Source organism: Mesotoga sp. BH458_6_3_2_1 (assembly GCF_003664995.1).
Classification (GTDB): domain Bacteria; phylum Thermotogota; class Thermotogae; order Petrotogales; family Kosmotogaceae; genus Mesotoga.
In genome coordinates, this window is sequence record NZ_JFHL01000018.1 from 85,696 (window position 1) to 111,361 (window position 25,666).

General features: G+C 44.8%; 21 protein-coding genes. 11 read left to right on the forward strand and 10 right to left on the reverse strand.

The window, feature by feature from the left end; genetic code table 11:
- Window position 1: 1 nt before the first annotated feature.
- The 3 genes from Y697_RS09285 to Y697_RS09295 are packed head-to-tail and all read right to left on the reverse strand — an operon-like array spanning window position 2 to window position 2,227.
- Complete coding sequence (locus Y697_RS09285) at window positions 2-1,033, reverse strand: L-erythro-3,5-diaminohexanoate dehydrogenase (RefSeq protein ID WP_121551350.1); 1,032 nt, start codon at window positions 1,031-1,033, stop codon at window positions 2-4.
- Window positions 1,030-1,854 carry a 3-keto-5-aminohexanoate cleavage protein gene (locus tag Y697_RS09290; RefSeq protein ID WP_121551351.1) on the reverse strand — a complete coding sequence of 275 codons (825 nt, stop codon included), beginning with the start codon at window positions 1,852-1,854 and terminating at the stop codon, window positions 1,030-1,032. The genes Y697_RS09285 and Y697_RS09290 overlap by 4 nt, the downstream gene beginning before the upstream one ends.
- Window positions 1,847-2,227 carry a hotdog domain-containing protein gene (locus Y697_RS09295; protein ID WP_183083778.1) on the reverse strand — a complete coding sequence of 127 codons (381 nt, stop codon included), beginning with the start codon at window positions 2,225-2,227 and terminating at the stop codon, window positions 1,847-1,849. Before Y697_RS09295 ends, Y697_RS09290 begins: the two co-directional genes overlap by 8 nt.
- Window positions 2,228-2,462: 235 nt before the next feature.
- Between Y697_RS09295 and Y697_RS09300 the strand changes: the two genes are divergently transcribed.
- Together Y697_RS09300 and pepV are read left to right on the forward strand one after the other, a co-directional pair.
- Entirely contained in the window at window positions 2,463-3,467 is a 1,005-nt protein-coding gene (locus Y697_RS09300; protein WP_259462421.1) for a mannose-1-phosphate guanylyltransferase, read from the forward strand.
- A gap of 12 nt (window positions 3,468-3,479) precedes the next feature.
- The gene (pepV, locus tag Y697_RS09305) at window positions 3,480-4,865 is read left to right on the forward strand and encodes a dipeptidase PepV (protein ID WP_121551353.1); all 1,386 of its coding nucleotides are present in this window, start codon (window positions 3,480-3,482) and stop codon (window positions 4,863-4,865) included.
- Window positions 4,866-4,943: 78 nt separating this feature from the next.
- Here the strand turns inward: pepV and Y697_RS09310 are convergent, their stop codons facing one another.
- Window positions 4,944-6,275 carry an MATE family efflux transporter gene (locus Y697_RS09310; RefSeq protein ID WP_121551354.1) on the reverse strand — a complete coding sequence of 444 codons (1,332 nt, stop codon included), beginning with the start codon at window positions 6,273-6,275 and terminating at the stop codon, window positions 4,944-4,946.
- 139 nt (window positions 6,276-6,414) lie between these two features.
- Here Y697_RS09310 and Y697_RS09315 point away from each other — a divergent pair, with 139 nt between their 5' ends.
- The 6 genes from Y697_RS09315 to Y697_RS09340 all read left to right on the forward strand — a co-directional run bounded on the left by Y697_RS09315 (window position 6,415) and on the right by Y697_RS09340 (window position 12,734).
- Window positions 6,415-6,858, forward strand: a complete 444-nt coding sequence (locus tag Y697_RS09315) for a CGGC domain-containing protein (RefSeq protein WP_121551355.1) — start codon at window positions 6,415-6,417, stop codon at window positions 6,856-6,858.
- 44 nt (window positions 6,859-6,902) lie between these two features.
- On the forward strand, window positions 6,903-7,676 hold the full coding sequence (locus Y697_RS09320; protein ID WP_121551356.1) for a hypothetical protein: 774 nt from the start codon (window positions 6,903-6,905) through the stop codon (window positions 7,674-7,676).
- Between the two features lie 241 nt (window positions 7,677-7,917).
- Window positions 7,918-9,216, forward strand: a complete 1,299-nt coding sequence (purB, locus tag Y697_RS09325) for an adenylosuccinate lyase (RefSeq protein WP_121551357.1) — start codon at window positions 7,918-7,920, stop codon at window positions 9,214-9,216.
- A 4-nt stretch (window positions 9,217-9,220) separates the two neighbouring features.
- The gene (locus Y697_RS09330) at window positions 9,221-10,474 is read left to right on the forward strand and encodes an adenylosuccinate synthase (RefSeq protein WP_121551358.1); all 1,254 of its coding nucleotides are present in this window, start codon (window positions 9,221-9,223) and stop codon (window positions 10,472-10,474) included.
- Window positions 10,475-10,505: 31 nt separating this feature from the next.
- On the forward strand, window positions 10,506-11,894 hold the full coding sequence (gene cysS / locus Y697_RS09335) for a cysteine--tRNA ligase (RefSeq protein ID WP_121551359.1): 1,389 nt from the start codon (window positions 10,506-10,508) through the stop codon (window positions 11,892-11,894).
- Window positions 11,895-12,284: 390 nt separating this feature from the next.
- On the forward strand, window positions 12,285-12,734 hold the full coding sequence (locus tag Y697_RS09340; protein WP_121551360.1) for an OsmC family protein: 450 nt from the start codon (window positions 12,285-12,287) through the stop codon (window positions 12,732-12,734).
- Window positions 12,735-12,775: 41 nt separating this feature from the next.
- On the opposite strand, the gene Y697_RS09345 is transcribed toward Y697_RS09340, so the two are convergent.
- From Y697_RS09345 to ggt, 3 genes are all read right to left on the reverse strand, one after another.
- Entirely contained in the window at window positions 12,776-14,413 is a 1,638-nt protein-coding gene (locus Y697_RS09345) for a S8 family serine peptidase (protein WP_121551361.1), read from the reverse strand.
- A 165-nt stretch (window positions 14,414-14,578) separates the two neighbouring features.
- Window positions 14,579-15,031 (reverse strand): large conductance mechanosensitive channel protein MscL, encoded by a 453-nt coding sequence (mscL, locus tag Y697_RS09350; RefSeq protein WP_121551362.1) that lies wholly within the window; start codon window positions 15,029-15,031, stop codon window positions 14,579-14,581.
- Between the two features lie 179 nt (window positions 15,032-15,210).
- Entirely contained in the window at window positions 15,211-16,893 is a 1,683-nt protein-coding gene (ggt, locus tag Y697_RS09355; RefSeq protein ID WP_121551363.1) for a gamma-glutamyltransferase, read from the reverse strand.
- A gap of 166 nt (window positions 16,894-17,059) precedes the next feature.
- Here ggt and nadE point away from each other — a divergent pair, with 166 nt between their 5' ends.
- Window positions 17,060-17,899 carry an NAD(+) synthase gene (gene nadE, locus Y697_RS09360; protein ID WP_121551364.1) on the forward strand — a complete coding sequence of 280 codons (840 nt, stop codon included), beginning with the start codon at window positions 17,060-17,062 and terminating at the stop codon, window positions 17,897-17,899.
- On the opposite strand, the gene Y697_RS09365 is transcribed toward nadE, so the two are convergent.
- The 3 genes from Y697_RS09365 to Y697_RS09375 form a co-directional block, all read right to left on the reverse strand.
- Entirely contained in the window at window positions 17,883-18,962 is a 1,080-nt protein-coding gene (locus Y697_RS09365; RefSeq protein WP_121551480.1) for a hypothetical protein, read from the reverse strand. The two genes, nadE and Y697_RS09365, sit on opposite strands and share 17 nt — an antisense overlap.
- 460 nt (window positions 18,963-19,422) lie before the next feature.
- Window positions 19,423-21,873, reverse strand: coding sequence for a hypothetical protein (locus tag Y697_RS09370; RefSeq protein ID WP_121551365.1), 2,451 nt, complete (start codon window positions 21,871-21,873; stop codon window positions 19,423-19,425).
- Window positions 21,874-21,929: 56 nt separating this feature from the next.
- Entirely contained in the window at window positions 21,930-22,394 is a 465-nt protein-coding gene (locus tag Y697_RS09375) for a hypothetical protein (protein ID WP_121551366.1), read from the reverse strand.
- Window positions 22,395-22,529: 135 nt separating this feature from the next.
- Here Y697_RS09375 and Y697_RS09380 point away from each other — a divergent pair, with 135 nt between their 5' ends.
- Entirely contained in the window at window positions 22,530-23,381 is an 852-nt protein-coding gene (locus tag Y697_RS09380) for an aminotransferase class IV (RefSeq protein ID WP_121551367.1), read from the forward strand.
- 136 nt (window positions 23,382-23,517) lie between these two features.
- Entirely contained in the window at window positions 23,518-25,602 is a 2,085-nt protein-coding gene (locus tag Y697_RS09385) for a peptide ABC transporter substrate-binding protein (protein WP_121551368.1), read from the forward strand.
- The last annotated feature ends 64 nt before the right edge of the window (window positions 25,603-25,666 follow it).

Genomic DNA, 25,666 nt, shown 5'->3' on the forward strand with positions numbered 1-25,666 from the left:
CTCAAATGTATAGCTTCTCAAAAAGCCTTCTAATCTCTCTTGATTCTCTCAAAATATCTAGTGCAAGCTTGGCGTGACCTTTCGTGTAGCCATTTCCAATAATCATTGTTATATCCTTTCCCACACCTTCGGCACCAAGAGCTGCTCTTGTGAAAGAAGTCGCCATGCTAAAGAAGTAGACAATACCTCCGTTCTTTACCGCGAGAATCGATCCCATTTCTGTCCCAGGAACATTAACGTTGTTGATAACCACATCGCAGAGGTTTTCATCTGTAATTCTTTTGATTTTCTCAAACACGTCAAGCGGTTTAGTTGCATCGGCAATCACTACTTCATGTGCCAGTTTATACTCGCGGATCCTCTCGGCATTCTCTTCTGAATATTCTACTACAATCACTTTTCCCGAGTCACCACATTTCTTCATTGCCTGATAGCAGCACAGAACGCCGGATTTGCCCCCACCTCCCAGTATAGCTACATTCATGCCGTTCTCAACAAGTTTGTCGACCTGTGCTGGTGCCCCGGCAACATCCAAAACCGCAAGGGCCATCTTTGCTGGAATATCAGAGGGCAGCTTCGAGTAGATGCCACTTTCAAACAAGATTGCGTTTCCCACAATGTCTACCTGATCCTTTTCAAGATGGACATTAAGAATTCTCTCGATTCTAAGGGGTGTCAGAGAAAGCGAAACAAGTGAAGCTATCCTATCGCTAACTTTCAAATCTCTTTCAGAAAGATCTTTTCCAATTCGAGATATCCTTCCTATGAGCATCCCTCCGGAGCCGGTTACAGGATTTTGTAGCTTTCCCCTGTCCTTAACTATGTCCATTATCATATGTGAGATTCTCGATTCATTGTCCTCACACGCTTCTCTTATTTGCGTGAAACTCGCAGAATCAACGTTCAAAGTCTCCACATCGACGAGAATTTCGTTGTCATATAGCTCCGTTGAATTATCAATTTTTGCGGCCGCTTGAGGGAGGAACCCAATAGGTTCAATTACTCTGTGGCTTCCATAAGGACATCCTCTCATAGGTCTTTCCTCCTGATCCCAAGTATTGCTCTTGCTTCAGCGGGAGTGGCGACGTCTCTGCCGAGCTCTCCTGCAATTCTCACAACTCTCTGGACTAACTGCGCGTTAGAAAGAGCAAGTTCACCCTTTGCATAGTAGATGTTGTCTTCAAAACCTACCCTTACATGTCCCCCAAGAAGTATAGCGAACGTTGCAAGAGGAAGCTCATTTCTTCCGATACCGGCTACCGTCCAGGTACTTCCTGATGGTATTGAGTTAATCATATGGATCAAATCTTCGATGTTTCCGGGGCTAGCCCCAGGGACTCCAAGGACAAAGTCAAAGTGAATCGGACTCTCTATCAGACCCTTTTTACGCAATCTAAGCGCATTTTCAATCATACCTCTTTCGAATACTTCAATCTCGGGTTTGATGTTTCTCTTCTTCATCTTATCTGCGAAGTATTCAATAGTCTCTTCCGAGTTAAAGAAGACATCACTCCCGAAATTGCACGTACCGGTAGAAAGAGTTGCCATCTCCGGATCCAGTTCGAGCGGTTCAGCTCTCTCCTCTGCCTTGTGCCACACAGCTCCGCCGGTTGATGGTTGAAAGATCAGGTCGCATTTACTTTTTATTCTTTCCATGATATCTCTGTACACTTCTCGGTTCTGGGTTGGTTTTCCAGAAGAATCTCTTGCGTGAATATGGACTATGCTTGCTCCTGAAAGGAAGCATTCATAAGCTTCAGATGCGATTTCTTCTGGAGAAACCGGGAGAGCCGGTTGTTGTTCTTTCATCACTTCCGCACCGGTCAGGGCAGCCGTGATTATTAGTTTATTCATTGTTCTTCCTCTGCCTGTTCTTCGGAACTACGCATGTTCCGCTGGCTTTGCACACCAGGACCGGTTCGGTGAGGATTTCGGCCGCCGAATCACCTATATCCGACCTCGTCTGAGCGACCTTGAAGGCTTGGAAAATCATCTTCCTAGATGTGTTGCCGGTTGAGACTATTTCTCCTGTCGCTTCAACGTAATCTCCTGCATAGACAGGAGCAAGGAATTCGATGTTGTCATAGGCCTTGAATAAGCCCTCATCACCGTCATTTCTTATCAGCAACTCAGTAGCAACATCACCAAACATCTGGATAACTTTCGCACCATCAACCAAATTGCCTCCGTAATGAGCATCTTGAAGGCTCATTCGAATTCTGATCATAGCCTTTGTCAAGATAATACCCCCTTTATACAATTCTGCCTCTAAATTGCAACTTCATCAAAGGTTGCAGCCGATGATTAAAATCCTACAGAGTCGAACACATCTTTTTATGTCTCTCTTCCTATTCCGTTATACACGATTTTTCATAAAAATTACCTCCCCGCCTTCGCCAGGTAAAGCTCTACCTTTCTGGTATGCTATAGATAACAAGATCTTGCAGGAAGGAGAGGTGTGCGTGGTCAAGACACTTATTATGGCTGGCGGCATAGGGGAGAGGCTATGGCCGGTAAGCGTAAGAAAGAGACCGAAGCAGTTCCAGAAGTTTGGTTCAAAAAAAACTATGATCGAAGAGACTATTGAACGAATGGAAAAGCTTACCGATGAAATAATCATTATCACAACAAGGGAGCAGTTTCCACTAATGCAATACTACTTGCCCCTCTTCCCGAGTGACAACGTCATATTCGAACCTATGAGAAGAAATACAGCTCCAGCGATTGCTTTAGGTAGCAGTAGATTCTCTGCTGAGGATATAATGGTTATTGTTCCTGCTGATCATGTGATCAGAGATGAAGAGAGCTTTCTTAAGACTTTGAGAAAGGCAATTAAGTATGCGGAATCAAATGAATCGCTAGTTACTATAGGGATAACCCCGACTCGCCCATATACTGGTTACGGCTACATTGAAAGGGGAAACGTCGTAGGCGGTGATGAGGAAGTCTATTCGGTGAAGAAGTTCCATGAAAAGCCTGACTATGAAACTGCTCAAAGGTATTTTCAGTCTGGCAAGTTTCTTTGGAATTCGGGTATGTTTGTGTGGAGAAAGAAAATCTTCGACTCCGAGCTTTCAACGAACTTCCCGGACCTGTTCTCTGCAGTCTCCGAGATTGAAGAGAGGCCTGAAGACATTGAGAAGATTTACGAGAGGCTTCCTAAGATTTCAATAGACTATGGTTTGATGGAGAGATCGACAAAAGTTGCGACCGTTCCGGCCAATTTCTACTGGAATGATATTGGATCTTGGGATGCGGTCTATGATTTGCTGCTTAAAGACAAGAATGGGAATGCAGTAGAAGGCGAGTTTTCTCTAAGAGATGTCAAGAATTGTCTCTTAATCAACCATACCCAGAAGAAACTTGCAGTCTCAAGGATTGAGAACTACATTGTGGTGGCAAGTAGTGAGGGAACGCTTATTTGCAGAAGAGGAGAGTCACAGGAAATAAAGGAGATAATAGTGTAAGGAGGAGGAAAAGTGGATAGGAAACTTGACGAAATTGTGATTTCCTTGAAGGAGGAACTGGTAAGATCAATATCCGATTCAGTTAAGATCAAGTCAGTTCAGGATACTCCGGTGGAAGGCGGCCCTTTCGGCAAAGGGGTAAGGGATTCACTTGATCAGACTATAAAGTTGGCTCAGAAGTTAGGTTTTGAGGCAAGAAACGCCGATGGATATGTGGGCATAGTAGATTATGGATCGGGCGAGACTTTCGGTGTTCTTGGTCACCTTGATGTAGTTCCAGAGGGAGAGGGCTGGGATGTTCCACCTTACAGTGGAATGGTGAAAGACGGAGAGATCTGGGGAAGAGGAACTCAGGATGACAAAGGCCCTATGATGGCAGCACTCTATGCCCTCAAGGCAATAAAGAACTATGTAAAAAAGCCCTCCAAGAGAATTAGGCTGATTTTCGGAACAAACGAAGAGACTGGCTGGGAGTGTATGAAGTACTATGTTAAGCACGAAGAGATCCCAGATTTGTCCGTAACCCCCGATGCCGATTTTCCTGTGATTTTTGCGGAGAAAGGAATAGTCAATTATGGAATTTCAGCACCCGCCATCAGTGGAGATAAAGGGCTGGTAATCGAGAACTTGACTGCCGGAGAAGCAGCCAATATGGTTGCTTCGTCAGCAAAGGTCGTTCTCAAGGGTACGGACGATGAGATTCTAGAGAAAATTAGCTCCTTCTCACCGAAAAATGATACTAAGCTAAAGATAAATAAGTCGGATAGAAGGGTTGAGATTTCGATAACGGGAGTCTCTGCCCACGGTTCCACCCCATACAAAGGGCAGAGCGCAATGGCAGCTCTAGTAGATCTTCTCTCGGAGCTTCCTCTGGAAGATTCTGAAATGAAGAGGCTCTTAAGTACAATACAAAACAAGATTGGTTACGAATTCTATGGTGAATCGTTAGGAATTTCCGGAAGGGATTCGATGTCCGGTGAATTGACTCTCAATATCGGAACTCTCAGGCTTCAAGCCGGAGTCCTGAAGCTGGTAATTAACATCAGATATCCGGTTTTCTTCAATGAAGCAATGATAAGATCGCAGATTGAAGAGGCTTTCAATGGATTCCGGGTCGAAACCTACCATCACCAGAAGCCGCTTTATGTATCTCCCGATTCAGAATTGGTAAAGATGTGCAGAGAGGTGTATAAGGAAGTGACGGGACACGATGAAGAACCGATAGCTATTGGTGGAGGAACATACGCCCGAGCAGTACCAAATGCCGTGGCTTTCGGAGCTTTGCTGCCCGGAAATGTTGAATTTGCCCATCAGCCAAATGAAAGGATATCGATTGAAGATGTTCTTCTCGTGGCAAGAATTTACGCTCAGCTCTTTCTTAGGTTCTTGGAAACCTGAGCAAGAAGCAAATTGCGTGACAAGTCTATCAAGGGCCGAAGAGACTGTTTTTCGGCCTTTTTTTGATTCCAGATGATACTAATCAACAACGTTTTTCAGCCATTTCCAGGTCAAAGTCCTTCTGACTCCCAGAATTGCCTTGAAGAGCTCTTCAACCATCATAGCGATGTAGACGAGAGTGAGTGGCCATTTCAATACCAGTCCGGTGACGGCCACAAGAGGAATTCCCACTCCCCAAAGCGATGTAATCTCGATGAGCATAGCTGCTCGGGTGTCTCCTCCGCTTCGGAGAACTCCGACGATGTTCACTGCATTAAACATTTTGATTGGCTGGGAGATGCCCACAATGATAATTATTGTAAGGACAATATTCTTAAGTCCCTGATCGATATTGTAAAAATTCACAATAATCCTTGAAAGCAGAATGATGATAAGGCCGGTTGCCACTGCGGTCATCACAGTGAGCTGAAGCAGCTTCTTCGCGTTATACTTTGCCTGAGTGAAATTGTTTCTTCCAAGTTCTGCTCCTACCATCACAACTGTCGCTGAAGCTAATCCACCAAAAATGACGAACCCGAAGTTTTCGATGGTGCTGGAGATATTCCTGGCAGCTATAAACTCAGTACCCATTCTTGCCATAACGAGCGAGTACATTGTAATACCCAGGCTCCACAAAAATTCATTTACTATAACCGGAGTAGCGTATTTCATAAGCCTTTTGAAAAACGGTGCTTCGAACTTTAAGGCGAACTTTGAAAGCCTTACAGGGGTTTTCCTTCGCAAGACAATATTAACAAAAATCACGAACTCCACAAATCTTGACAGGAGAGTTGCAAGTGATGCTCCATAAACACCTAGAGGTTGAATCGGCCCAAAACCAAAAATCAGCACGTAGTTCACCACTGTATTGATCGACAGAGCGACAAGACTCACATACATGGGGATTCTGGCCTTTTCCACTGTTCTCAAAGCCATTGCGATAATAAAGGAAAACGATGTCAAAAATGTTGAAAAGGCTACAGGCCTTGCATATGTCGCGCCGGTTCTTATTACTTCAGTATCGGTAGTGAAGATCATCAATACTCTTTCGGGCAAAAAGAATAGCAGTACAAAGAATACGATGGCGGCTCCCATGGTTATGTAAAGAATATGCCCAAGCGTCTTCTCAATGTTCTTTTCGTCTTTTTTACCCCAGTACTGCGAAACGAATATTCCGGCTCCGCTAGACACCCCGAAGGTGAGAATATTGAGGATAAAGACCACCTGATTCACCAGACCCACGGAAGCTATTGCGGTTGTACCTAATTGACCAATCATAAGATTGTCAACAAGATTGAGGCCGGTAGATATGAGATTTTGAAGTGTTATAGGTATCGCAATGGAAAGCATTCGCTTTGTGAAATCCTTCATATCGACCTCCAAAAAAATGAACCGTTGAATTATACAGCTATTTCTGGCGATAGGCAATAGTAATGATCGAATTAGTATAAGCATTATGAATTGCTATAATGATGATGATAAGTATTTCACATTAGAGAGGGGTGTTTTTGTGAAGAAAATTGGAATAATTATCTGTGGTCGCTATCAGAGTTGTGGGGGAGGAAAATGTCTCAGGGCAATGAGAGAACATGTGGGTGGTTTTTCCATTTATCCTGACGAAGAAGAATTGGTTCTTGTCGGTTATTCTTATTGCGGGGGCTGTCCGGGGGGCAACGTAGAATACGTGCCTCAAGAAATGATGAAGAACGGAGCCGAGGTTATTCATCTTGCTACGGGAATGGTGGTGGGCTATCCCCCTTGTCCGCGACTCGGTCAATTTAAGGAGTTCATCGAGAGCTATTATGAGATTCCTGTCGTGATCGGGACTCATCCCATCCCAATGAAGTATCTCACCGCCCACGAGAAGCTTTCATTCTGGGAAAAGTCAAATATGTATTCCAAAGCAGAACACCTGATGAAAGAGGATAGAGAGATAATGAAGGCGTATGACTGATCCAGAAGCTCTCCATCTTGTCGGGCCTGAAAACGGGGGAAGAGATGATTAGCGAGAAGAGAATCTCTCAGTATCTGCGAATCGCATTGAGCACTATTAGTGTAGACAGAGAGATGAAAGAGAGAATTGGAAGAGAGATGAACTACGATATCCAGAACAAGGTCTTCGACAGTGGTAAAGGGAACCCTTTTGAAGTGCTGGGAGATCCCGCTGCGTATGCCAGAGAATTCATTGAAGAAAGGAAGTCGACTTATCCCAAGGTTCGCATGAGGGTTTCTCGCGCTTACGGTCTCAAAGGCTACGCCGGTTATGAGTTTATTTCAAAGATGACCGTTGCCGGTCTGCCAATCATACACATTAACACGCTCCCGTTTGGAGTCGCAAAAGGGATTATTGCAATCGGGAATGTGGCAATCGGATTGTTGGCCATTGGCGGAGTTTCAATTGGAGTATTCAGCTTTGGAGGAGTGGCGCTTTCTCTTCTACTCTCTCTTGGTGGATTGTCTGCCAGTCTTTTCTCTGCATTTGGCGGATTGGCAATTGCTATGTATCTGGCAGGCGGGGGCCTTGCGGTTTCTTATGATTTCGCAGTGGGGGGAGCAGCTATTGCCATGAACTATTCGATAGGAGGCTTTTCATCTGCAAGAGTGGCTATCGGAGGAGAGGCAAGAGGTGTAATTGCTATATACGAGCAGAGTGGAGTTGGTAATTACTTTCTCAGATTACCAAAAACAGCAGATCAGATAATTGACTTCGTGGTTTCGAAAGGGGAGGAGATCAGCGCCTTGTTTGAATGGACCGTTAGGCTGATTTATTGACCCTTAAGAGACAGCCTCCCATTAGAAGCTCCACTATTTCTATCTAATTCTGAGTTGGTTCTTCGGATATGATAACCAGTCTGCTTTTGTCAAATCCCGTCAGAAGCTGGACAAAGATGTTTCTCGATTTTCTTCATATCAGCTTCGACTTGATCATAACCTTTTTCATAGAATGACACTTATGAAAAACAATGGTAGTTGCCTTGATGTAAACTATTATCTGTTGGATGGGAGGTAGATTATGATAGAGAGATACGCGCTTTCCCCCCTGAAAGAACTGTGGGAACTGGAAGCCCAGTATGAAAGATGGCTCGAAGTGGAACTTGCCGTCGTCAATGCCTATGAAAAGACAGGGCGAATACCTCAAGGGACACTTGAAAAGATAAAGTCCGCTGCAAGAATCGATTTGGAAGCGATTTCCGAAATTGAGAAACAAGTAGATCACGATGTCATTGCTTTCATAAAGTTCGTGACACAGGGAATGGGGGATGAAGCTCGTTTCTTCCATCTTGGATTGACATCATCCGATGTCGTGGACACCGCTCTTTCACTGGCCGTTAGAAAGTCCGGACGTTTTATTGTCAGCTCTCTGGAACAGCTCTCGAGAGCACTGAAAGAAAAAGCAATTGCCTATAGAAATGTAGTATGTATGGGTAGGACTCACGGCATACATGCTGAACCCACTTCGTTTGGGTTGAAGTTTCTATCGTTCTTTGTTGAAATTGAGAGGGCAATCCTTCGCCTGAACAGAGCTATAGATGGTTGTTCAGTTGGGAAGCTGAGTGGAGCCGTCGGAAACTACGCCAATATCTTGCCGGAGATCGAGAGTATGGCTCTGGGCGAGCTTGGCCTGAGGCCGACCGCTGTTTCCTCCCAGATTATCCCGAGGGACATTCACGCCGAGTTTCTTTCGGCGCTGGCAATTGCGGCGTCTTCAATAGAGAGAATGGCTGTCGAGTTTAGGCATCTCCAGAGAACGGAGGTCTTGGAAGTTCAAGAGCCATTTAAGAAAGGTCAGAGGGGTTCTTCCGCTATGCCTCACAAAAAGAATCCAATCATATGTGAAAGACTCACCGGCATGGCACGTTTGATAAGGAGTTACGCAGGTGCTTCATTAGAAGATATCGCCCTCTGGCATGAAAGGGACATCTCCCATTCCAGTGTCGAGAGAGTAGTCCTGCCGGATGCGACAATGCTTCTGTACTATATGTCTGAGAAGTCTGTTTATCTGGTGAGCAATCTTGTCATCTATCCCGAAAGAATGAGAGAAAACTTCAAAGCCTCCAGAAATCTTGTTTTCTCCCAGAGAATTATGTTGGCCCTGATTGAAAGAGGTATGTCGAGAGAAGAAGCTTACCGGTTGGTTCAGGAGTTGTCAATGGATTGCTGGAATGGAAGTCTTGATTTCAAACAGTTGGTTCTAACTAATCAAGTAATCGCAGGGCTTATGGATTCAGAAGAGATCAGTAGACTCTTCAGTCCTGAGTATTTTTTGAGAAACGTTGATTTCGTATTTAAAAGAGTTCTTAATGGAGGTTGACCGAGTGAAAAAACTGGCCGTTGTTGGAGCCCAGTGGGGCGATGAAGGAAAAGGAAAGGTTGTCAATTACTTTTCCAGGGATTTTGAGTGGATAGTAAGGTTTTCCGGTGGCGCAAATGCCGGTCATACCATTTATGTTGGAGATAAAAAGTATGTGAACCATCTTTTGCCCTCAATAAATCCCGTGATTGATTCAAAGGGCTTTCTTGGTGCAGGAATGGTAATAGATGTTGGGCAGCTGATTGAGGAACTGAAAATTCTGGAAAGAGATTTCCCAGGCATCTCCAGTAGGTTCTATCTTGATCCCGAAGCCTTCATCGTTCTTCCTTGGCACAAAGAGGAAGACCTGTTGCTTGAGGAGATGCGCAAGGTACCGATCGGCACAACGGGAAGAGGTATAGGACCTGCTTATACCGACAAGGCATCGAGAGAGGGGCTGAAGCTCTTCGTTCTCTTTGACGAGGTACTCTTGAGAGAAAGACTCGAAGCGATATATCATATGAAGAAAAGCAAGTATAACAGGGATTTCGCCGTCTCTATAGAGGAAATGTTGGTCTACTTGCAAGGTCTTAAAGCTGAACTTGAAAGGCTCAGCGTCAATTTCACGAGTGCGGTAGACATGTATAGAGTTTTCAGGAGTACTTCCGTCTTGTTTGAAGGAGCTCAGGGTGTTCTTCTAGACCTGGATTTTGGAACGTATCCCTTTGTGACATCGGGGGCGTGTATGGCTCATGGAGTATCCTCGGTAGGTTTCTCTACTTTTGAACTGGACAGTGTCTACGGGGTTCTCAAAGCCTACACAACTCGAGTAGGAGCCGGCCCCTTTCCAACAGAAGAGTCCACAGAGGTGGGTGGGCTTCTTCGGGAAAGAGGAAAGGAATTCGGTGCAACAACGGGTAGAGCACGAAGGATAGGTTGGCTGGATCTTCCAGCTCTGAGATATGCAAAAATCAGGTCTGGTCTGACGGGCTTCGTTATTACGAAAGGAGACGTACTGAACGGACTGGATGAAGTGAAAGTTTGTGTGGCGTATGATGTAGATGGAGTCGTAAAGGAATTGCCTTCCACTTCATATGACTTTTTCAGAGCAAAACCAATTTACGAAACTGTTAGTGGATGGCCCGTTACTGATCACATAAACTTCCTGAAGTATATGACTTTTATCGAAAGAGAAACCGGTGTCGAGATAGACTACATCTCATATGGGCCGAAAACCGAAGAGATGAAAACCAGAAACGATCTTATAATGAACATATAGCTCAGTTTTCGGGAAGGAGGGAAGGCAGAGGATGGAAATTAGACTTACGAACACAATGTCCCGAAGAAAGGAAGTCTTCAAGCCACTAAGAGAATGCGAGGTGGGGTTATATACTTGTGGACTCACAGTTTATAACTTCGCTCACATTGGCAACCTGAGGGCGTACGTCTTTGCCGACACCCTCAAGAGAATGTTTCTCTTCAATGGGTACAAGGTCAATCATGTCATGAATATTACTGATGTGGGCCATTTGACCGGAGATGAGGATGAAGGCGAGGACAAGATGGAAGCTGGTGCAAGGCGCGAGGGGAAAACCGTATGGGAGATAGTTGACTTCTATACCAAGGCTTTCTTCAATGATCTCGAGAGACTGCGGATCATCTTCCCAACTGTTACCTGCAGAGCAACCGAGCACGTAGACGATATGATAGACATGATACGCAAGATAGAATCCAACGGATACACATATATTGCTGGTGGGAACGTATATTTCGATACTTCGAAACTGTCGGACTATGGCAAGCTGGCAAGGCTTAAGCTTGATGAGGACAAGATGCGTTCAAGAGTGGAAAGCGATCCCTATAAGAGAAACCCCTTTGATTTCGTCCTGTGGTTTACTAGATACAAGTACGATAGCCACGCAATGCAGTGGGACTCTCCGTGGGGTAAAGGTTTCCCAGGTTGGCATATCGAGTGTTCTGCGATGTCTTCAAAGTACCTTGGTGAAAGGTTCGATATCCACACGGGTGGGATAGATCATATTCCAATTCATCACACAAACGAGATTGCCCAGAGCGAGGCCGCTTTCGGTCATGAATGGGTTAATTACTGGCTCCATTCGGAATTCCTTGTTATTGGTGAGGGAGAGAAGATGTCTAAGTCCTTGGGTAACTTCATTACTTTGCAGACGCTGATCGACAAGGGTTACCATCCTGCAGAGTATCGATACTACCTTCTGGGAGCTCACTACAAGAAGCAGTTGGCTTTCACGCTTGAGGCTCTTGATGGAGCGAAAAGCGCCATGAAGAAGCTTGTCACTAGGATAGGAGAATTGAAAGAATCAGAAGCACCTTTTAGTGAACCCAATTCAGTGCTCTTGAACGAATTTCATGAAGCAATAAACGACGATCTGAATACACCTAGGGCACTCGCTGTGTTGTGGAAGGTTGTTGACAGCGACGATCTCCGCCCTGGCGAAAAACTCTCTTTGATCGGCGAATTCGACAGAGTCCTTGCGCTAGGTCTTTCCGAAATCGAAACTGAAGTAATCCCCGAAGAAGTAGAAGAGCTTGCAAATCAGAGGGACCAGGCTCGAAGAAACAAGGACTGGAAGAAGGCAGATGAACTGAGGGGCATGATTTCCGAAAAGGGGTATGAAGTTCTAGATGAACGAGACGGATACAAGATAAGGAAAAAGTGAATCGCGGTGGATACCGCTAAATGAAGAGTTTTGAGCAAATTCAACATTTCTTGATGTCACGATTGCAGTTGAATTTCGGCTTAAGATCTTTATTCAATCAGAGTCTTTTGGCTTGTGCAGAGAGATCATTCTTTCATGTTCTTTTTCTTAATGGCTCTCGCTTCAGACAGTAATTTGTCCATCCATTCCGTTTCGAAAAGAGCAATACTTCAGTTTATGAGCTCAAAACCAGGAGGCAAATAACAAAGGACCCCTGTTGATTGCCTTTCTACAGCTTTGATCCGTCATTCTTGCGAGTATTTAACTGATACTTTATATCGGCTTAACTGAGAAGGGCTTCAATCCTGTTAGAATATTTGTGAAAGATATAACAAATTAGGAGGTAAGTATATGCCAGATGCGAATTTCAGAGTAAGAGCAGTTTCGGAAAGTCCGGCGAGAGTTGCCGTAAGAGCAAGAAATTTCACTATGATCGTTGATGAGCCACCAAATCTCGGTGGTGACGATAAGGGTGCGAATCCTGTCGAGTATGTTTTGGCCGCGTTAGCCGGCTGTTTGAACGTAGTCGGACATCTTGTAGCAAAGGAGATGGGCTTCCAGATAGATAAGCTGGAGATCGAGGTTTATGGTCCGTTGAATCCGGCAAGATTGTTTGGTAAATCGTATGAAGACAGAGCGGGTTACAAGGAGATAACTGCAGAGATGAAAGTCGACGCAGATGTAGATGAAGAGACACTCAAGAAATGGGTAGAGGCTGTGGAAGATCGTTGCCCAGTCTCTGATAACCTGGGAAATTCTACACCGGTAAGAGTACTTGCAAAGGAACTTACAAAGGTCTGACAAAACTGAGAGGGCTCCTTCAGAGGAGCCCTTTTCAGATTCTAATAACCGGACGATTCGTTGACTGGAAAGAACTGGATCGGAGTCTCGAGCTCATTATGCCCGCTGCTGAAAAAAGACAGAGTCTCGGCGTTATCTATTGTCGGGTGCCAGGCAGTAGTTGCACCGGATCCTGAAAAGCCGTAATAGCCCAGGAGGTCGCCTTTATCGATCTCTTTATTTCCATTGAAATCTCTCCAGATCCTTATTTTAATGTGGTTTTCGGTGAGTCCATTTACGTAGAATGAACCGTTTCCCTCAACTTCGGCTTCCTTCAGAACCTGGCCCGAAGTGGAGAGGATTTGAATCAAGAGAGGTCTCCGCTCTTCATTGAAGTTTAGAGCATCGAATGCCTGAATAAGGCCGTATCCGTAGTACTGATCCCATCCCGGTTCTCCTAGATCAAGGGCCGTTTCCCGAAGGATCTTCCTGATAATCTCTTCGCCGGAAGAGTCTCTGCCTGAGTACCCTTGTGCCATCAGGAGAGCTGCAAGCCCCGTTACATGTGGCGCCGCCATGGATGTTCCTTGCATATATGAGTATGTGTTTCCTTCGTCTGTCGAGTATCCGGTACTTAGTATCTGAGCGCTGCTTGAGCCACCAGGGGCGACAAGGTCGAGATAAACTCCGTAATTCGAGTAGCTTGCCCATCGCATATCATTGTCGACCGCGCCAACTGATATCACTTCATCATATAAAGCCGGATAACGTTGATATGGTTTGTTTCCTGAAGCTGCAATCATTAGGACTTCATTTTCTTTAGCATATTTTACAGCTGCAGCAACTACGTCAGCATCCCCACCCGCCAGGCTCATGTTAATTATCTTTGCGCCGTGATCTACTGCGAAGATAATGCTGCTAGCGAGTATTCCTGCCGTGGTTTCCCCAGCTTCGAAAATCTTTATTGGCATGATAGTGCAATGCTCTCCCCATGTCATCCCTGAAACCCCCAGAGAATTATTCGTTTTCGCGGCAATCGTACCTGTAACATGGGTTCCATGGGATTTAACGGGATCATAATCTGTAGGGTCATCATCATCGTTTATTAGATCGTATCCCGGAAGAAAGATACCTTCCAAATCTGGATGATCCAACCTAGCACCAGAGTCTATTACTGCGACAACGACAGTGGAAGAACCCTTAGCAATAGTCCAGGCTTGAGGCATCTGGATCATCGGATAGTTCCATTGACCCGAATACAGCGGGTCGTTGGGGACACTCTCCTCGGATTGAAGAGTGAAAATCCTCTCCGGTTCGATTGACTTGACTCCTTCAATTCCAGACAGAGAAGATGGATCGTTTGTCTTCACAACGGCATAGCCAAAAGAACCGTCTCTTGAAATGAAATGATCAAGGATCTCTACTCCAGAAACGCCTGAGATTATTCCTGAATCAAACCCTCTATCAAATAGGACAACGAATTGGTTACTAATGAAACCCTGCTCGATGTCTTTACTGGAAAACATGGGAAAGTATGCTGCAGTTCTTTGAAAACTACCAAGAACTGAGGTTTCTGGAAAGTAAGGAATGACCTGGCCCGAAAGAGAGTAGTAAACCTCGGGTTTAATGCACCCGGTTAGCGAAAAACAAAGAACAATAAAAAGCGCAGTCAAAAGCGCGAAAACTTTTCTAAGCTGCATCTTGAACCTCCGGATCTAGATAGAAAGATTGTACCATCATCTCAAGAGTTTTCGCGTTCCCCATTTCTGAAGCGGTGGATTTTTTTGGCAAATCGATTCATAAAACGATCACGAATGGAAACACATAAAAAAGCGGCCGCAAGGCCGCTTGTTCTAATTACTATCTCAAGTTTTCTTTCCAAGTTCAGATGTACAGTTAGGACACCTCACTGCATCGATAGGAATCGATGTGTGACAGAAAGGACAGATCTTGGTCGTCGGTGCTGCCGTTGCCTCCTCCTTCTTCTGTCTCTCTCTCATCTTGTTGATGAGTTTGACAATCATAAAGATTACGAAGGCAAGAATAATGAAGTTTATGATTGCGTTGATAAAAAGACCGATATTTAAAGTTGCTGCGCCAGCTTCTTTTGCCTCTGCCAGAGTTGCGTAGCTTTCTCCGGATAGGCTGATGAAGATATTGGCAAAATCAATACCCCCAAGGAACAGGCTTACAATGGGCATTATAATATCGTCAACCAGTGACTTCACAATTACCTGGAAAGCGCCACCGATAATGATACCAACTGCCAGATCGATTACGTTACCCCGACTGATAAACTTCTTAAACTCCTTCAACACACCGCTCACCCCCTCTACTATGACGTTATGAAAAGATTATAATCTTGTTTAATTCCAAAAACAAGTGTCCAAAACACTCTTAATAAGCGGTTTGCTTTTGATCCACTCACTAATCGTATTACTGTAGTGAAACTCCGAATTATCTTCGATGAACCTTCGAAAATCCCCAAAATACTAATTTAATATGCGACAGCCTGGCCGTCTCTTCTGGGATCTGCTCCTCCAAAGAGTATCCCAATATCCCTGTTGAACAAAACGGCATGAACCCCACCAAAATAAGGATCATAGTCATCATGAATACTGATTTCATGACCCATTTCAATCAGTTTCTTGTAGGCGTTAATGGATATTCTTCCCTCAATTGACAAAGGTCCCGTTTCAGTTCGAAATACCCTCGGCGCAAGGATTGCCTGCTGAATTGTCATTCCGTGATCTATTACATTGCTTATCGTCTGAGCAACCGTAGTGATGATTCTCGTCCCACCCGGTGCGCCTATTGTCATGTATGGTCTACCTTCATGATCAAGAACTAGTGTAGGACTCATGCTACTGAGAGGCCGTTTACCAGGTTCTACTGAGTTTGCAGAGCCAGGTGCTTTGACGAAATCGTCCATGTGATTATTTAATAGAATTCCAGTACCCGGAACAACAACGCCTGATCCGAAAAAGGAGTTTATTGACTTTGTCATTGCCACCATGTTTCCGTCTTTATCCATAACGGATAGATGAGTCGTGCTTCCACTTTCGAATGGCCAGGGATTGCCTGCCTCAACATCGTTTAGTAAACTGTGAGGATCAATCCTTTCAGAGAGTGTTTTTGCATATTCTTTGGAGGTCAGGCCTTCAAGAGGCACCTCTACGAAATCCGTATCTGCCATATACTTCGATCTGTCTGCAAAAACAAGCTTCATGGCTTCCGACCATATGTGAAGGGTTTCGGCAGTATTGTCTCCTAGTGATTTCAAATCAAAATTCTCAAGAATATTCAGCAACTCAATAACGTGTGTGCCGCCTGAACTAGCAGGCGGAACAGACAGGATGGTGAAGCCGCGGTAAGTACCTTCGACCGGCTTACGGACCTTCACTTCATAGTTCGACAGATCATCTAGTGTCATTACTCCACCGCGCTTCTGGACTTCTGCCACTATCTTCTCCGCTATTTCTCCCGAATAGATTGCGCTTTCTCCCTTTTCAACGATTAGACGAAGGGTATCGGCTAGATCTTGCAGTATGATTGCCTCTCCAACTTCGTAAGGAATGCCTCCGAACAGGAAGTATAGGTCGGCGCCATTCTCCATCAAAATGAGTTTCTCGTAGTTGTCGTTGATGATTGAAAAGAGGTTTGCTGTAACGGGGATACCTCTTTCTGCCCATTCAATAGCGGGCTGTATTATTTCCGCTCTCGACATAGTCCCGAAGTTCTCGAGAGCGTAAAGAAGTCCCGCTACTTCTCCAGGGACTCCAACCGCTTTTCCCCCAATGAGGCTTTCGTTGTTTACTGGACGATTACTATTGTCGAGATTGAAGAAAGTGGGGCTTGTTGCCTCAGGAGCAGTTTCCCTGAAATCAATAACTACAGCTTCTTCCATCTCTGCAAGCTTGATTATCATGAAGCCTCCCCCGCCGATACCTGAAGCGTTAGGTTCCAGAACACCTAATGCAAAGGCTGTGGCGACTGCTGCATCAACAGCGTTACCGCCCAATTCCAGAATTCTGATTCCGACTTCTGAGGCTTCGGGTTTTGCGGCCGCAACAACTCCATTTCTTCCCTCTGCATCCCTTCCATAAAGGTTAAGAGGGTTCGATGCCAGGACGGTTCCAGCGATTAGTATTGACACAAGAATAAACATGAATTTTCTCATCTTTCTCTCCTCCTACTCCAAATATGAGATTGCTCTATCAAATCAGTCTAACATTTCTGGCAACTGAAACCTCTTCGATGTGAGACTTTCCGGTCGGCGCTCTGAGTCGAATATTCAGTTTCCAAGAACGAAGGAATTGTCTAGTATAATCTTCATAGGTGATCATATGCGAGAAATTGTCGATTTCATAAGTAGCACTGTTCTGAAGTGGGGTTATCGAGGGGCTGTGATAGGTATAAGCGGAGGAATTGACTCTGCGGTGGTAGGTAAGCTAGCCGTCGACGCCCTGGGCAAGAAAAACGTATTTGGCCTTCTCATGCCCGAGCGCGACTCTTCGAAGGATACCCTGGAGGATTCGAAGCTCGTAACTCGTTTTCTCGGAATAGACTTCAAAGTCAAGAACATAAGTTCAGTTCTCCGTTCTGTTGGCTGCTATAAACTCCAACCGCCGGCCCTTCTAATACCTCAGTCAGTTAAGGAAAAGTATGTAAGGGATAAGTGGAAACAGCTTTCTTCAGATCCATTCCTCGATGACTTGGCCGACAGAGGCAATGAAGAATTCAAAAGGGGACTGGCCTTTTATAGAGCCAAGCACAGAGTCAGGATGGTTTCGTTGTATCTGGAGGCCGAAAAAAGAGGTTACGCTGTACTTGGCACGACAAACAAGACCGAATGGCTTTGCGGACTTTATGTTAAGTGGGGAGACGATTCAAGTGACATAGAGCCGATAAAACATTTGTTCAAAACTGAGGTAATGGATCTTGCAAGAGACTTAAAAATCCCGGCGAGGATAATCGAAAAACCACCGAGTCCCGATCTGATTCCGGGAGTCAATGATGAGACTGCCTTTGGACTTCAACTTAACGAGCTAGATGAAGTACTTCGGGAAATCGAAGCCGGCAAAGCCCCAAACCCTCACGACAGCAAGGTCATGAGGGTTATGGAAATTCTCCAGGCGGCTGAGTACAGGAAGCTCAGGAATCTTTCAATTATTCAGAAGAAGTGAGAGTTTTGAGCCCATTACTCCATGAAATGCTTATCAGATTAACTGCTACTCTTTCAAGTTGTTGATCAGTAAATTCCGGAAAGTCAGTAAAATCTTGTTTCTTTGCTTCTCCAGGTCCAACACTAAGTCCATCGAGTTCCTTCTCGGCAACGTAGAGCTCTTTACCCATTGGATCCAATAGTCTGAAAGAGATGTGCACTGCTTTAACTGTCCCAAGATCTGAATTGTTCTTGACTCTTAGAACAACGCCCTTCTTCTTGCTGAAAGTTCCAATCTTTTCTATACTTGACTGGATAACTACTTCGCGATGGAGGGAGTTCGTTGTTTTTCTGTCCCCCGCAAGGTAAAGGTCCGCACTCTCTGGAATACTGTCTTCCAGATCGAGATCGGACACAGGCATTTCTTCTCCAAGCGGTTCTGGGAGCGATTCATTCTTAGTTTCAAAGCTCTCTAGAGACTTGTACAGCTGATAAAGATCCCACAAGTTATCGTTGAAGACTCTGTGTTGTTTCAGTTCTCCAACGATTATCTCGGTGCTAAAGGAATCCAAATCTATCTTCGAATTTTCTTTGCGAATCTTCACGCCATCCTGGCCAAAGTGGACTCCAGAGAGAACAAACCATTCATCTGGCAACGGAAAGACAAATCTTCCAACGTGCTCTTCCTTCGAAGAGAACTCTATTGTATTAACGATTATCGGAACGACGTAATCGGTTTCTCTTTTTGCAGGAATCTTTGATGCTTCTCCATCTGAGACCACTCTCATAGTCTTTCCAAGAGTTCTCGATTCGAAGGCCCAAAGGGAAATTGAATCCTCATAGAACTTGTCATCCACAACTTTTACCCCTTGAAGCTTAACAGAGCTAAGATCGAGTTTGCTTTTGGTTAGAGAAAACTTGGACGATTCCATCTTCACTTCGACTACAGCCATGAGCCGGTCCTTGTATTTCGCAAAAACTGGATCGGAAGGAAAAGTGAACGTTATCCCTTCGTGCTTTGATTCTTCGATGAAGACTGATCCTGAATCGCTTATAAGAAATGCCGAGTATCCCATCATCTTCATAATCATTTCCCCCTTTCTTTTTGTTATCTCCGATAACAGCATTATACCTCATTCCGTAGTCGCGGCTTAAGCGAAGTGGACTGGCAGGCAGATTTCGAGTTCTTTTCAAAAGTTAACTAGATGACCCGGGTTGTTCATTGAGAGTCATATGTCGGTAGTGAGTAGCCTCGAGATAGTTGCTATGGTTTTCTACTCAAACGGGTGAATTCTTTGTCGCTATTGAGATGGAGAATCTTATAGGAATCTGGAATTCTGCAAATTGAGAAAAGAGGCCCAGTGCCTCCTAGCATGAATGGGTTGATCCTGTCTTTCCAGAAGAGTTTGTTTACAAGCTATTTGGAGGGAAGTACTTGTTGCGCAGTTCTGAAAATCAGTGGCTGCCAGAAAGAGAAAGGGGAAGATTCCCCTTTCTTATCTGCTCCCTTTAAGCAGTTTTTGGCTGATTTATGGAAATCTCTCTTTACGGTTGATTATCCAGTCCAAAGTAGATTCCAAATCGCGAGTCACTGTACTGAATGCCTATCTTGGGGAAAATGTCTCCGATACCTATTGTTGAACCGACATTTATGAATAGGTAAAGAGCGGAATGATCTAGACTGGTGTTTGTTCCGCTTATCACACCACCAATTCCCAACTCTTTCAAGAAGAAAAGAGGACTCCAGCCCCAGTCTATCCTATGCAAGAGTTGAGCACCGTTCGCATACCAGTAGAAATCATCGTAGAAGCCGACACCAAGACCGACAGATGTACCTAGGGTAGGAGAGAATCCAGCATCCACGACAAGCAGTGGCGTGATCTTTCCGTCGGAAAGTCTTATCCCCGGTTCCAGCGAAATCGAGAAGAGATTTCCTCCTAGACTTAAGGGAACAGATGTGGTGATGCCTCCCGAGGTGTCAAATCCAATATAAGCGTGTGATCTGAACCTTGTAGAAGGATTGAGTGGCATCTGGAAAAGCTCAGCAGAAAGACCCGCATTAGCAATGGGAACTTCAGGGAGGCCAAGATTTATTCTCAGCATCGCATTTATTCCTTCAAACAACTGGCCGGTGTACTCAGCAGTGAAGGAAGGTTTTTCAGTGCCAAATGTAAATGAAGGCATTAGTGTCATAGAGTGATTAGAATCATGAGAGAGGTGTAAGGTCAAAAATCCCAGGGAGAAGTTTTCTCCATCGTACGATACAAGCGGAGCTCTTAAAATGGGATTCAGAAAGTGAAGGAAGGTCTTCTTCAGATAATCGCCGCTTGTATACTCCACAGAGGCTGGCTCGAAGTCATCGGGCTCTACTTCTTTAACGCTGTAAGGAGTGCTTTCAAGACCGAATACATAGATAGACATTCCCTTTTCTCTTCGGGAGTGTCCGAATCCGTACACTGTAGAATTTAGCACCACCGCCTTTTCAAGATTGGCGCCTTCGGTTAGTCTGAAAACCTCTCCTGATATTACCTCCACAGCGAAAGCATCCATATATCCTTCTTCATAGGCGGCTGTAAAGACTACCTTTCCCTCGTGATAGTCAATACCCCTTCCCTTGAGATAGGGATCGTCCAGAATTACTCTGAATTCTCCCTCAGTGAAGGTCGCAATGGCTCCGTTAATGCCATTCCTTGATATAAGCATAACCAGACTTCCATCATCAAGAACAACGATATCTTTGACGAGCCATGGAACTGTTATGAGTTGCATCTCATCGAAATATATGGTTGATAGTTCAGTTTTTGTGTCGTACAGTGCTTTGATCAATCTTCCGTTGTAGATATCAAAGGCAGTGATCATCCCTTTGTCTAGAAGCCTAACAGAAAGAGGGGGTCGGTGAGACCAAATTTCTCTGGACGTTGTATTCCTTTCGGTTACCGAAGTCATCAAGTAGATGTTCCCTTCGTGCCATTTTAAGCTCAGAGCGTTAAAGTCAGAAAGTCTCCTGGAAAAGCCGCCATCTACATATTCTTCAATTCCTCTTTCAACAGAGCCATTCCATGAACTTACTTCACCGAAAATCGAATAGGAGAAGACGATGCCATTTTCAGTCTTCGTCATATCGAATATCTGACCGTTGGCCACTGTTCTCACCTCGGTCAAAGTGGCATACTTTGTGGCTTCGATTCCGACTTCTTCTTTCCAGTCATTGTAGAGCCCGTCCAGTGCTTCGCCGAATGCGATTTTTGAGGCGTTGATGGGTCCGAAAACTGGAAGTCTTCCGGAGACTTGGCCATGAAACTCCTTGACTGATTCTATGCCGAATCTTCTAACGAGATAGTCATAGAAGCTGGCCATATAGTTATAATACAGTGCTCCTCCTCGGTAGTCTTCTCGCGATACGGACAACGCATAGTCCAGACCTGGGAAGGAGTTTGCTTTCATGTTCTGATAGATCATTTCCCTTCCCCACATTGGATTGTTCAGTCTTCCCTCTGAGAAGTAATTTGACGATTCTGCGAACAAAGTAACTCCCTCCACAAACGGTGAAAGCTGCTGAGGAGAAAACATTTCCGTTCCTAAGACCACTCTAGAGATGAAAGCGGGTATACCCGTTGTGTAAGTTAGGTGAGCAATATGAGTGAATTCGTGGATAAGAAGCTGTCTGTAAAGATTAGATACATTCATTCTGGTCGATAGTATTGTGTCGGCAGGCCACACAAAGACCTGAATCGTCTTATGGTTCTGAGCTTGAGCCAGCCCATTCGTATTTGCCCCAAAGTCAGCGAGCACGATGTTTATTCTTCCCGGATCGTTGCCGACAAGTTCGATTGCCTTTGGCCGTATCGATTCGAAGGTGTTGCCCAAATAAACGGCAACTTTCTCATACCCCTCCGGGTAATAGATATCAGCATTGGGGAATTCAAGTACATTATTGGCGAGCATTGTGACTGCAAGAACAATCACAATTGCCAAGAGCAACATTATTTTTCTCATTGTAAACCTCCTGCCTCAGACCATAGTCGAACGGGATTTGTCCTTTGAGAGAATCACTATATACCGAACGTGTCTTTGAAAAACCGCTTTGTTTCCTTCACGTTCAAGATCTTACTGAAGGTCAGTTTAATTTTGCCTTCTGTCCAGACAATCTTAATTTCCGTACTATCTGAAAAAGCACTTCCCTGCGAAGAGTCCGTTTTCCTGGAGATCTTCACCTTTTTTAGTGACGCTTTTGGAATAGAGAGATTTCCCGGCGTCTCGTTGATTATCTCTTCCTTTGACTTTTCACCATATCTTTCCAGCAAAGTTGAGCCAGAGGACATAACGGATGCCATCTTCTTAAGAAAACCTTCATTGCTTTCCTTAGAAGCTTCCCTCGCCTTATTAACGGCTTCATTTACAAGTGTTTTTGTTATCTGCACCAGCAATAGGCCTTCTGAAATCGCAACAATGTCAAATATCTTATTTCCGAAGAACCCCGAAGCCCCTCCTGGAAAGATCTCCAAAATGTTGTCCATTTAGAAAACCTCCAAATGAAAAGTCTGCTTACAGTTCCGTTATATTCTAACATTGTTCAGCTGTCATACCGTAAATTGATGGTCTGTTTGATGCATAATAGTCTCAGGAAGGTACTAAAACTCGGGGAGGTTTCTATGTGGGCATTTCTTGACGGTGATTTTGTGCAGGAGAAAAGCAGAGTTATTCAGTTGGAGAACAGGGGACTGACTTTTGCAGACGGACTCTTTGAGGTTATAAGGACGATCGAAGGAAGAATTCTCTTTTTTGAAGAGCACTTCTCGAGAATGAAGAAGAGCGCTGAATTTTTCGACATAGGGATGCGATTCACTCCGGAAGAAGTGAAGAAAAGTGCACTTGAACTCATAAAAAGAAATTCAATCGAAGATGGTGAGCTATATATAGAGCTGACGAGGGGTACAGACCCTCACAGAGAGCATAGATACCCTCCAAAGGATACATCCAGTACATTTTTCATGCTTGCTCTGCCTCTGAGAAAGATTGACACAACCAGCTGGAAGGAAGGCGTTAAACTCCTAACTTACCCGGACTTGCGCCATAGGCTTTGTGAACACAAGACGATCAATCTATTACCGAACGTTCTTGCCAAGAACTTTGCCTATGCCAATGGAGGATATGAAGCACTGATGTATCGAGAAGAAGATGGAAGGAAATTCGTGACCGAAGGGGGTAGTTCAAACTACTTTCTTGTAGATAATGGGATCTTCTTAACGCCCAATGTCGATAATATCCTTCCTGGTATTACCAGGGGGAAGGTAATTGAAATCATAAATAAACTCGGTCACAGGATTATTGAAAAGCGAGTCACCGTCCAAGAATTTCTAAACGCAGAAGAGGTTTTCCTTGTGAGTACGGTTTCCCGTGTTATGCCAGTAAAAACGATCGATGAAGTCACTTTCAAAGTTCGTGGTAGATACACCGAAGAAGTTATGAGCGCCTATGAAGAACTCTTCTTCACAGCCAGGTAAATGATTTGGTATAAACTTGTTAGAAAAGGTAACAATACGTGTGAATTTCCTCTTTAAGCCCTTTGTAATGAGCATCTAGTATATAATTGCATAAAATCTTCATGATCCACATCATCTTTCTTGGAGGTGTTACGGGATGAAAAAGCTCTTTGTTCTTATGCTGATTTTTTTCTTTTCATCACTTTTGTTAGGTCAGGTTTTTCCGGAAGAAGCGATACCAGTAATTGAATCGAAAGGTATTTTGTCTTCCGTCGATGAATCTCCATTGACGTTTTCGGAGTTCAGAACTGCAGTTGAAAAGGCATTCCCTGGTAAGGGAGAACTTATCGAAGGCACTGGCGAGGTTTCGAGGGCGAACTTTGCAGTTGCGATGGTTGAGGTTCTTGATCTGAAGTCCGAAGCCGCCGCTTACGATGAAATCTGTACGACAGCCCTTGACGAGTGGGATGCTCCTAAGGAAGCTTGGGGAGCGCTCACAGTTGCTTACAGGAGCAATCATCAACTACTTGATTTCCGATATGGCCACGCGATAGAGGCGAATTCCCCCATTACAAGAAAGGAAGCGGCTGTTTCTATCTACATGGCTTTGAACCCCCCAGTGGCTGGCGGTTTAGCAACGACAGCCGTCCCTGCCGATGCTCCGGGTTTCAACACTTTATTCACTTCTGCCGGTTTGACCTGGACTATCTGTAATATCATGGGCGATGGTATTACCGGTACAGATAAGGACGGTTTCTACTTCCCCAGAATGGTGAAGAGAATGCCAAGTCTAGAAAACGGACTGATGGTAATAAATGAAGACGGTTCGCTTACGATAACTTACGAGTTGAGAAAGGGAATGAAGTGGCACGATGGAGAGCCTGTGACTGCCCATGATGCGAAGTTCCAGTGGGAAGTCATGAACAGTGGCGCCCCGGTTACGACTAACTACTTCGAGAGTTCAGTTTCGGAAGTGGAGGTTATCGACGATTACACTTACTCTATTACTCTCCCCGAACCTCTGAGTAATGCAGAGCTGGGTTCTTCTGTTTACGCCTATTACTTCGGGTGGTTCCAGCTTCCAGAGCACGTTTTCAGGAATAGTTACGAAGAGGCTAAGGATTGTGGAAACTGGGACGCTTTTGTTGAAGAAGCTAACAAGAACCCGATCATGACCGGTCCTTACAAATTCAAAGAGTATGTCGAGGGCCAATACGTGATTCTGGAAGCTTTTGATGAGTTCTATATGGGTAGACCCAACATTGATGAGATAGTTATGCGAATCATTCCTGATATGGACGTAATCTTCGCTTCTACACTCAACGGAGAGATAGATTTCGGAAGATATACTCTTACACTGAAGCAGTCGGTCCAGCTTGAGAATGAGCGAGCCGACATGTTCAACGTCTTCTATACACCGAACATTGCTTACGACAATCTGAATCTTAACCTGAGAGATCCTGAGGATACAACAAAACCCCATCCGATCTTTGGAGATAAGAGGGTGAGGCAGGCCGTTCTCTATGGTATCAACAGAGAGCAGATAAGCAATGTAGTATACACCGGACTGGCTGAAGTGGTGGATACGTGGATAACAGATCTGCATCAGATGAGAGAAGCGCTCGAAGATCCGGCTGTGAGGCATTACGAGTACAGTCCCTCAAAGGCAAAGGCTTTGCTCGAAGAAGCGGGCTGGAAACTGAACAGCAAAGGTATTTACGAAAAGGATGGAAAGACTTTGAAATTCAGTCTTTCTCTTGCTTCCGGTAGCGGTGATTATCAGATGATGGCCCAGATGATTCAGGGAATGTTGAAGCAAATTGGAATGGAAGTAGAAATCGATGTAATGCCAGCGCTGGTAATCTGGACCGAAATCTTCCCCTACGGAGATTTCGATGCACATATCTCCGGTTGGGGCTATGGAGTCAGCGATGAGGCCGCGAACTACTGGACGACCGACCAGATTCCTTCCGACGAGAACTACTGGGGTGGTATGAACTATACCGGTTGGGCAAACGCTGAAAACGATGAACTAATAGTTGCCGCATCCAGAGAGCTCGATCCAGAGAAGAAGCTTGCACTCTATGAAAAGCACTTTGCGCTTTGGACAGAGGAGCTCCCTGTTCTTCCTTTAGTTGTTGCGCCAACCCCTCATTTTGCAAAATCGTATATCAAGAGCTTCAACTCGGGCTACGATAACGGTCTTGGTTGGATAATTCAGAACTGGTATATTGATAGGTAATAAGCTCTCCTGGGGGAGAAGCCAGAGGCTTCTCCCCCATATTCTTTCAGACTATTTTTCGGAG

What these genes read in the sequence shown, in the direction of transcription:
- Y697_RS09285 (WP_121551350.1), bottom strand. Translation starts at nt 1,033, where the DNA reads ATGAGAGGATGTCCTTATGGAAGCCACAGAGTAATTGAACCTATTGGG.
- Y697_RS09290 (WP_121551351.1), bottom strand. Translation starts at nt 1,854, where the DNA reads ATGAATAAACTAATAATCACGGCTGCCCTGACCGGTGCGGAAGTGATG.
- Y697_RS09295 (WP_183083778.1), bottom strand. Translation starts at nt 2,227, where the DNA reads ATGATCAGAATTCGAATGAGCCTTCAAGATGCTCATTACGGAGGCAAT.
- Y697_RS09310 (WP_121551354.1), bottom strand. Translation starts at nt 6,275, where the DNA reads ATGAAGGATTTCACAAAGCGAATGCTTTCCATTGCGATACCTATAACA.
- Y697_RS09320 (WP_121551356.1), top strand. Translation starts at nt 6,903, where the DNA reads ATGATTAGCGAGAAGAGAATCTCTCAGTATCTGCGAATCGCATTGAGC.
- purB (WP_121551357.1), top strand. Translation starts at nt 7,918, where the DNA reads ATGATAGAGAGATACGCGCTTTCCCCCCTGAAAGAACTGTGGGAACTG.
- cysS (WP_121551359.1), top strand. Translation starts at nt 10,506, where the DNA reads ATGGAAATTAGACTTACGAACACAATGTCCCGAAGAAAGGAAGTCTTC.
- Y697_RS09340 (WP_121551360.1), top strand. Translation starts at nt 12,285, where the DNA reads ATGCCAGATGCGAATTTCAGAGTAAGAGCAGTTTCGGAAAGTCCGGCG.
- Y697_RS09345 (WP_121551361.1), bottom strand. Translation starts at nt 14,413, where the DNA reads ATGCAGCTTAGAAAAGTTTTCGCGCTTTTGACTGCGCTTTTTATTGTT.
- ggt (WP_121551363.1), bottom strand. Translation starts at nt 16,893, where the DNA reads ATGAGAAAATTCATGTTTATTCTTGTGTCAATACTAATCGCTGGAACC.
- nadE (WP_121551364.1), top strand. Translation starts at nt 17,060, where the DNA reads ATGCGAGAAATTGTCGATTTCATAAGTAGCACTGTTCTGAAGTGGGGT.
- Y697_RS09365 (WP_121551480.1), bottom strand. Translation starts at nt 18,962, where the DNA reads ATGAAGATGATGGGATACTCGGCATTTCTTATAAGCGATTCAGGATCA.
- Y697_RS09370 (WP_121551365.1), bottom strand. Translation starts at nt 21,873, where the DNA reads ATGAGAAAAATAATGTTGCTCTTGGCAATTGTGATTGTTCTTGCAGTC.
- Y697_RS09375 (WP_121551366.1), bottom strand. Translation starts at nt 22,394, where the DNA reads ATGGACAACATTTTGGAGATCTTTCCAGGAGGGGCTTCGGGGTTCTTC.
- Y697_RS09380 (WP_121551367.1), top strand. Translation starts at nt 22,530, where the DNA reads ATGTGGGCATTTCTTGACGGTGATTTTGTGCAGGAGAAAAGCAGAGTT.
- Y697_RS09385 (WP_121551368.1), top strand. Translation starts at nt 23,518, where the DNA reads ATGAAAAAGCTCTTTGTTCTTATGCTGATTTTTTTCTTTTCATCACTT.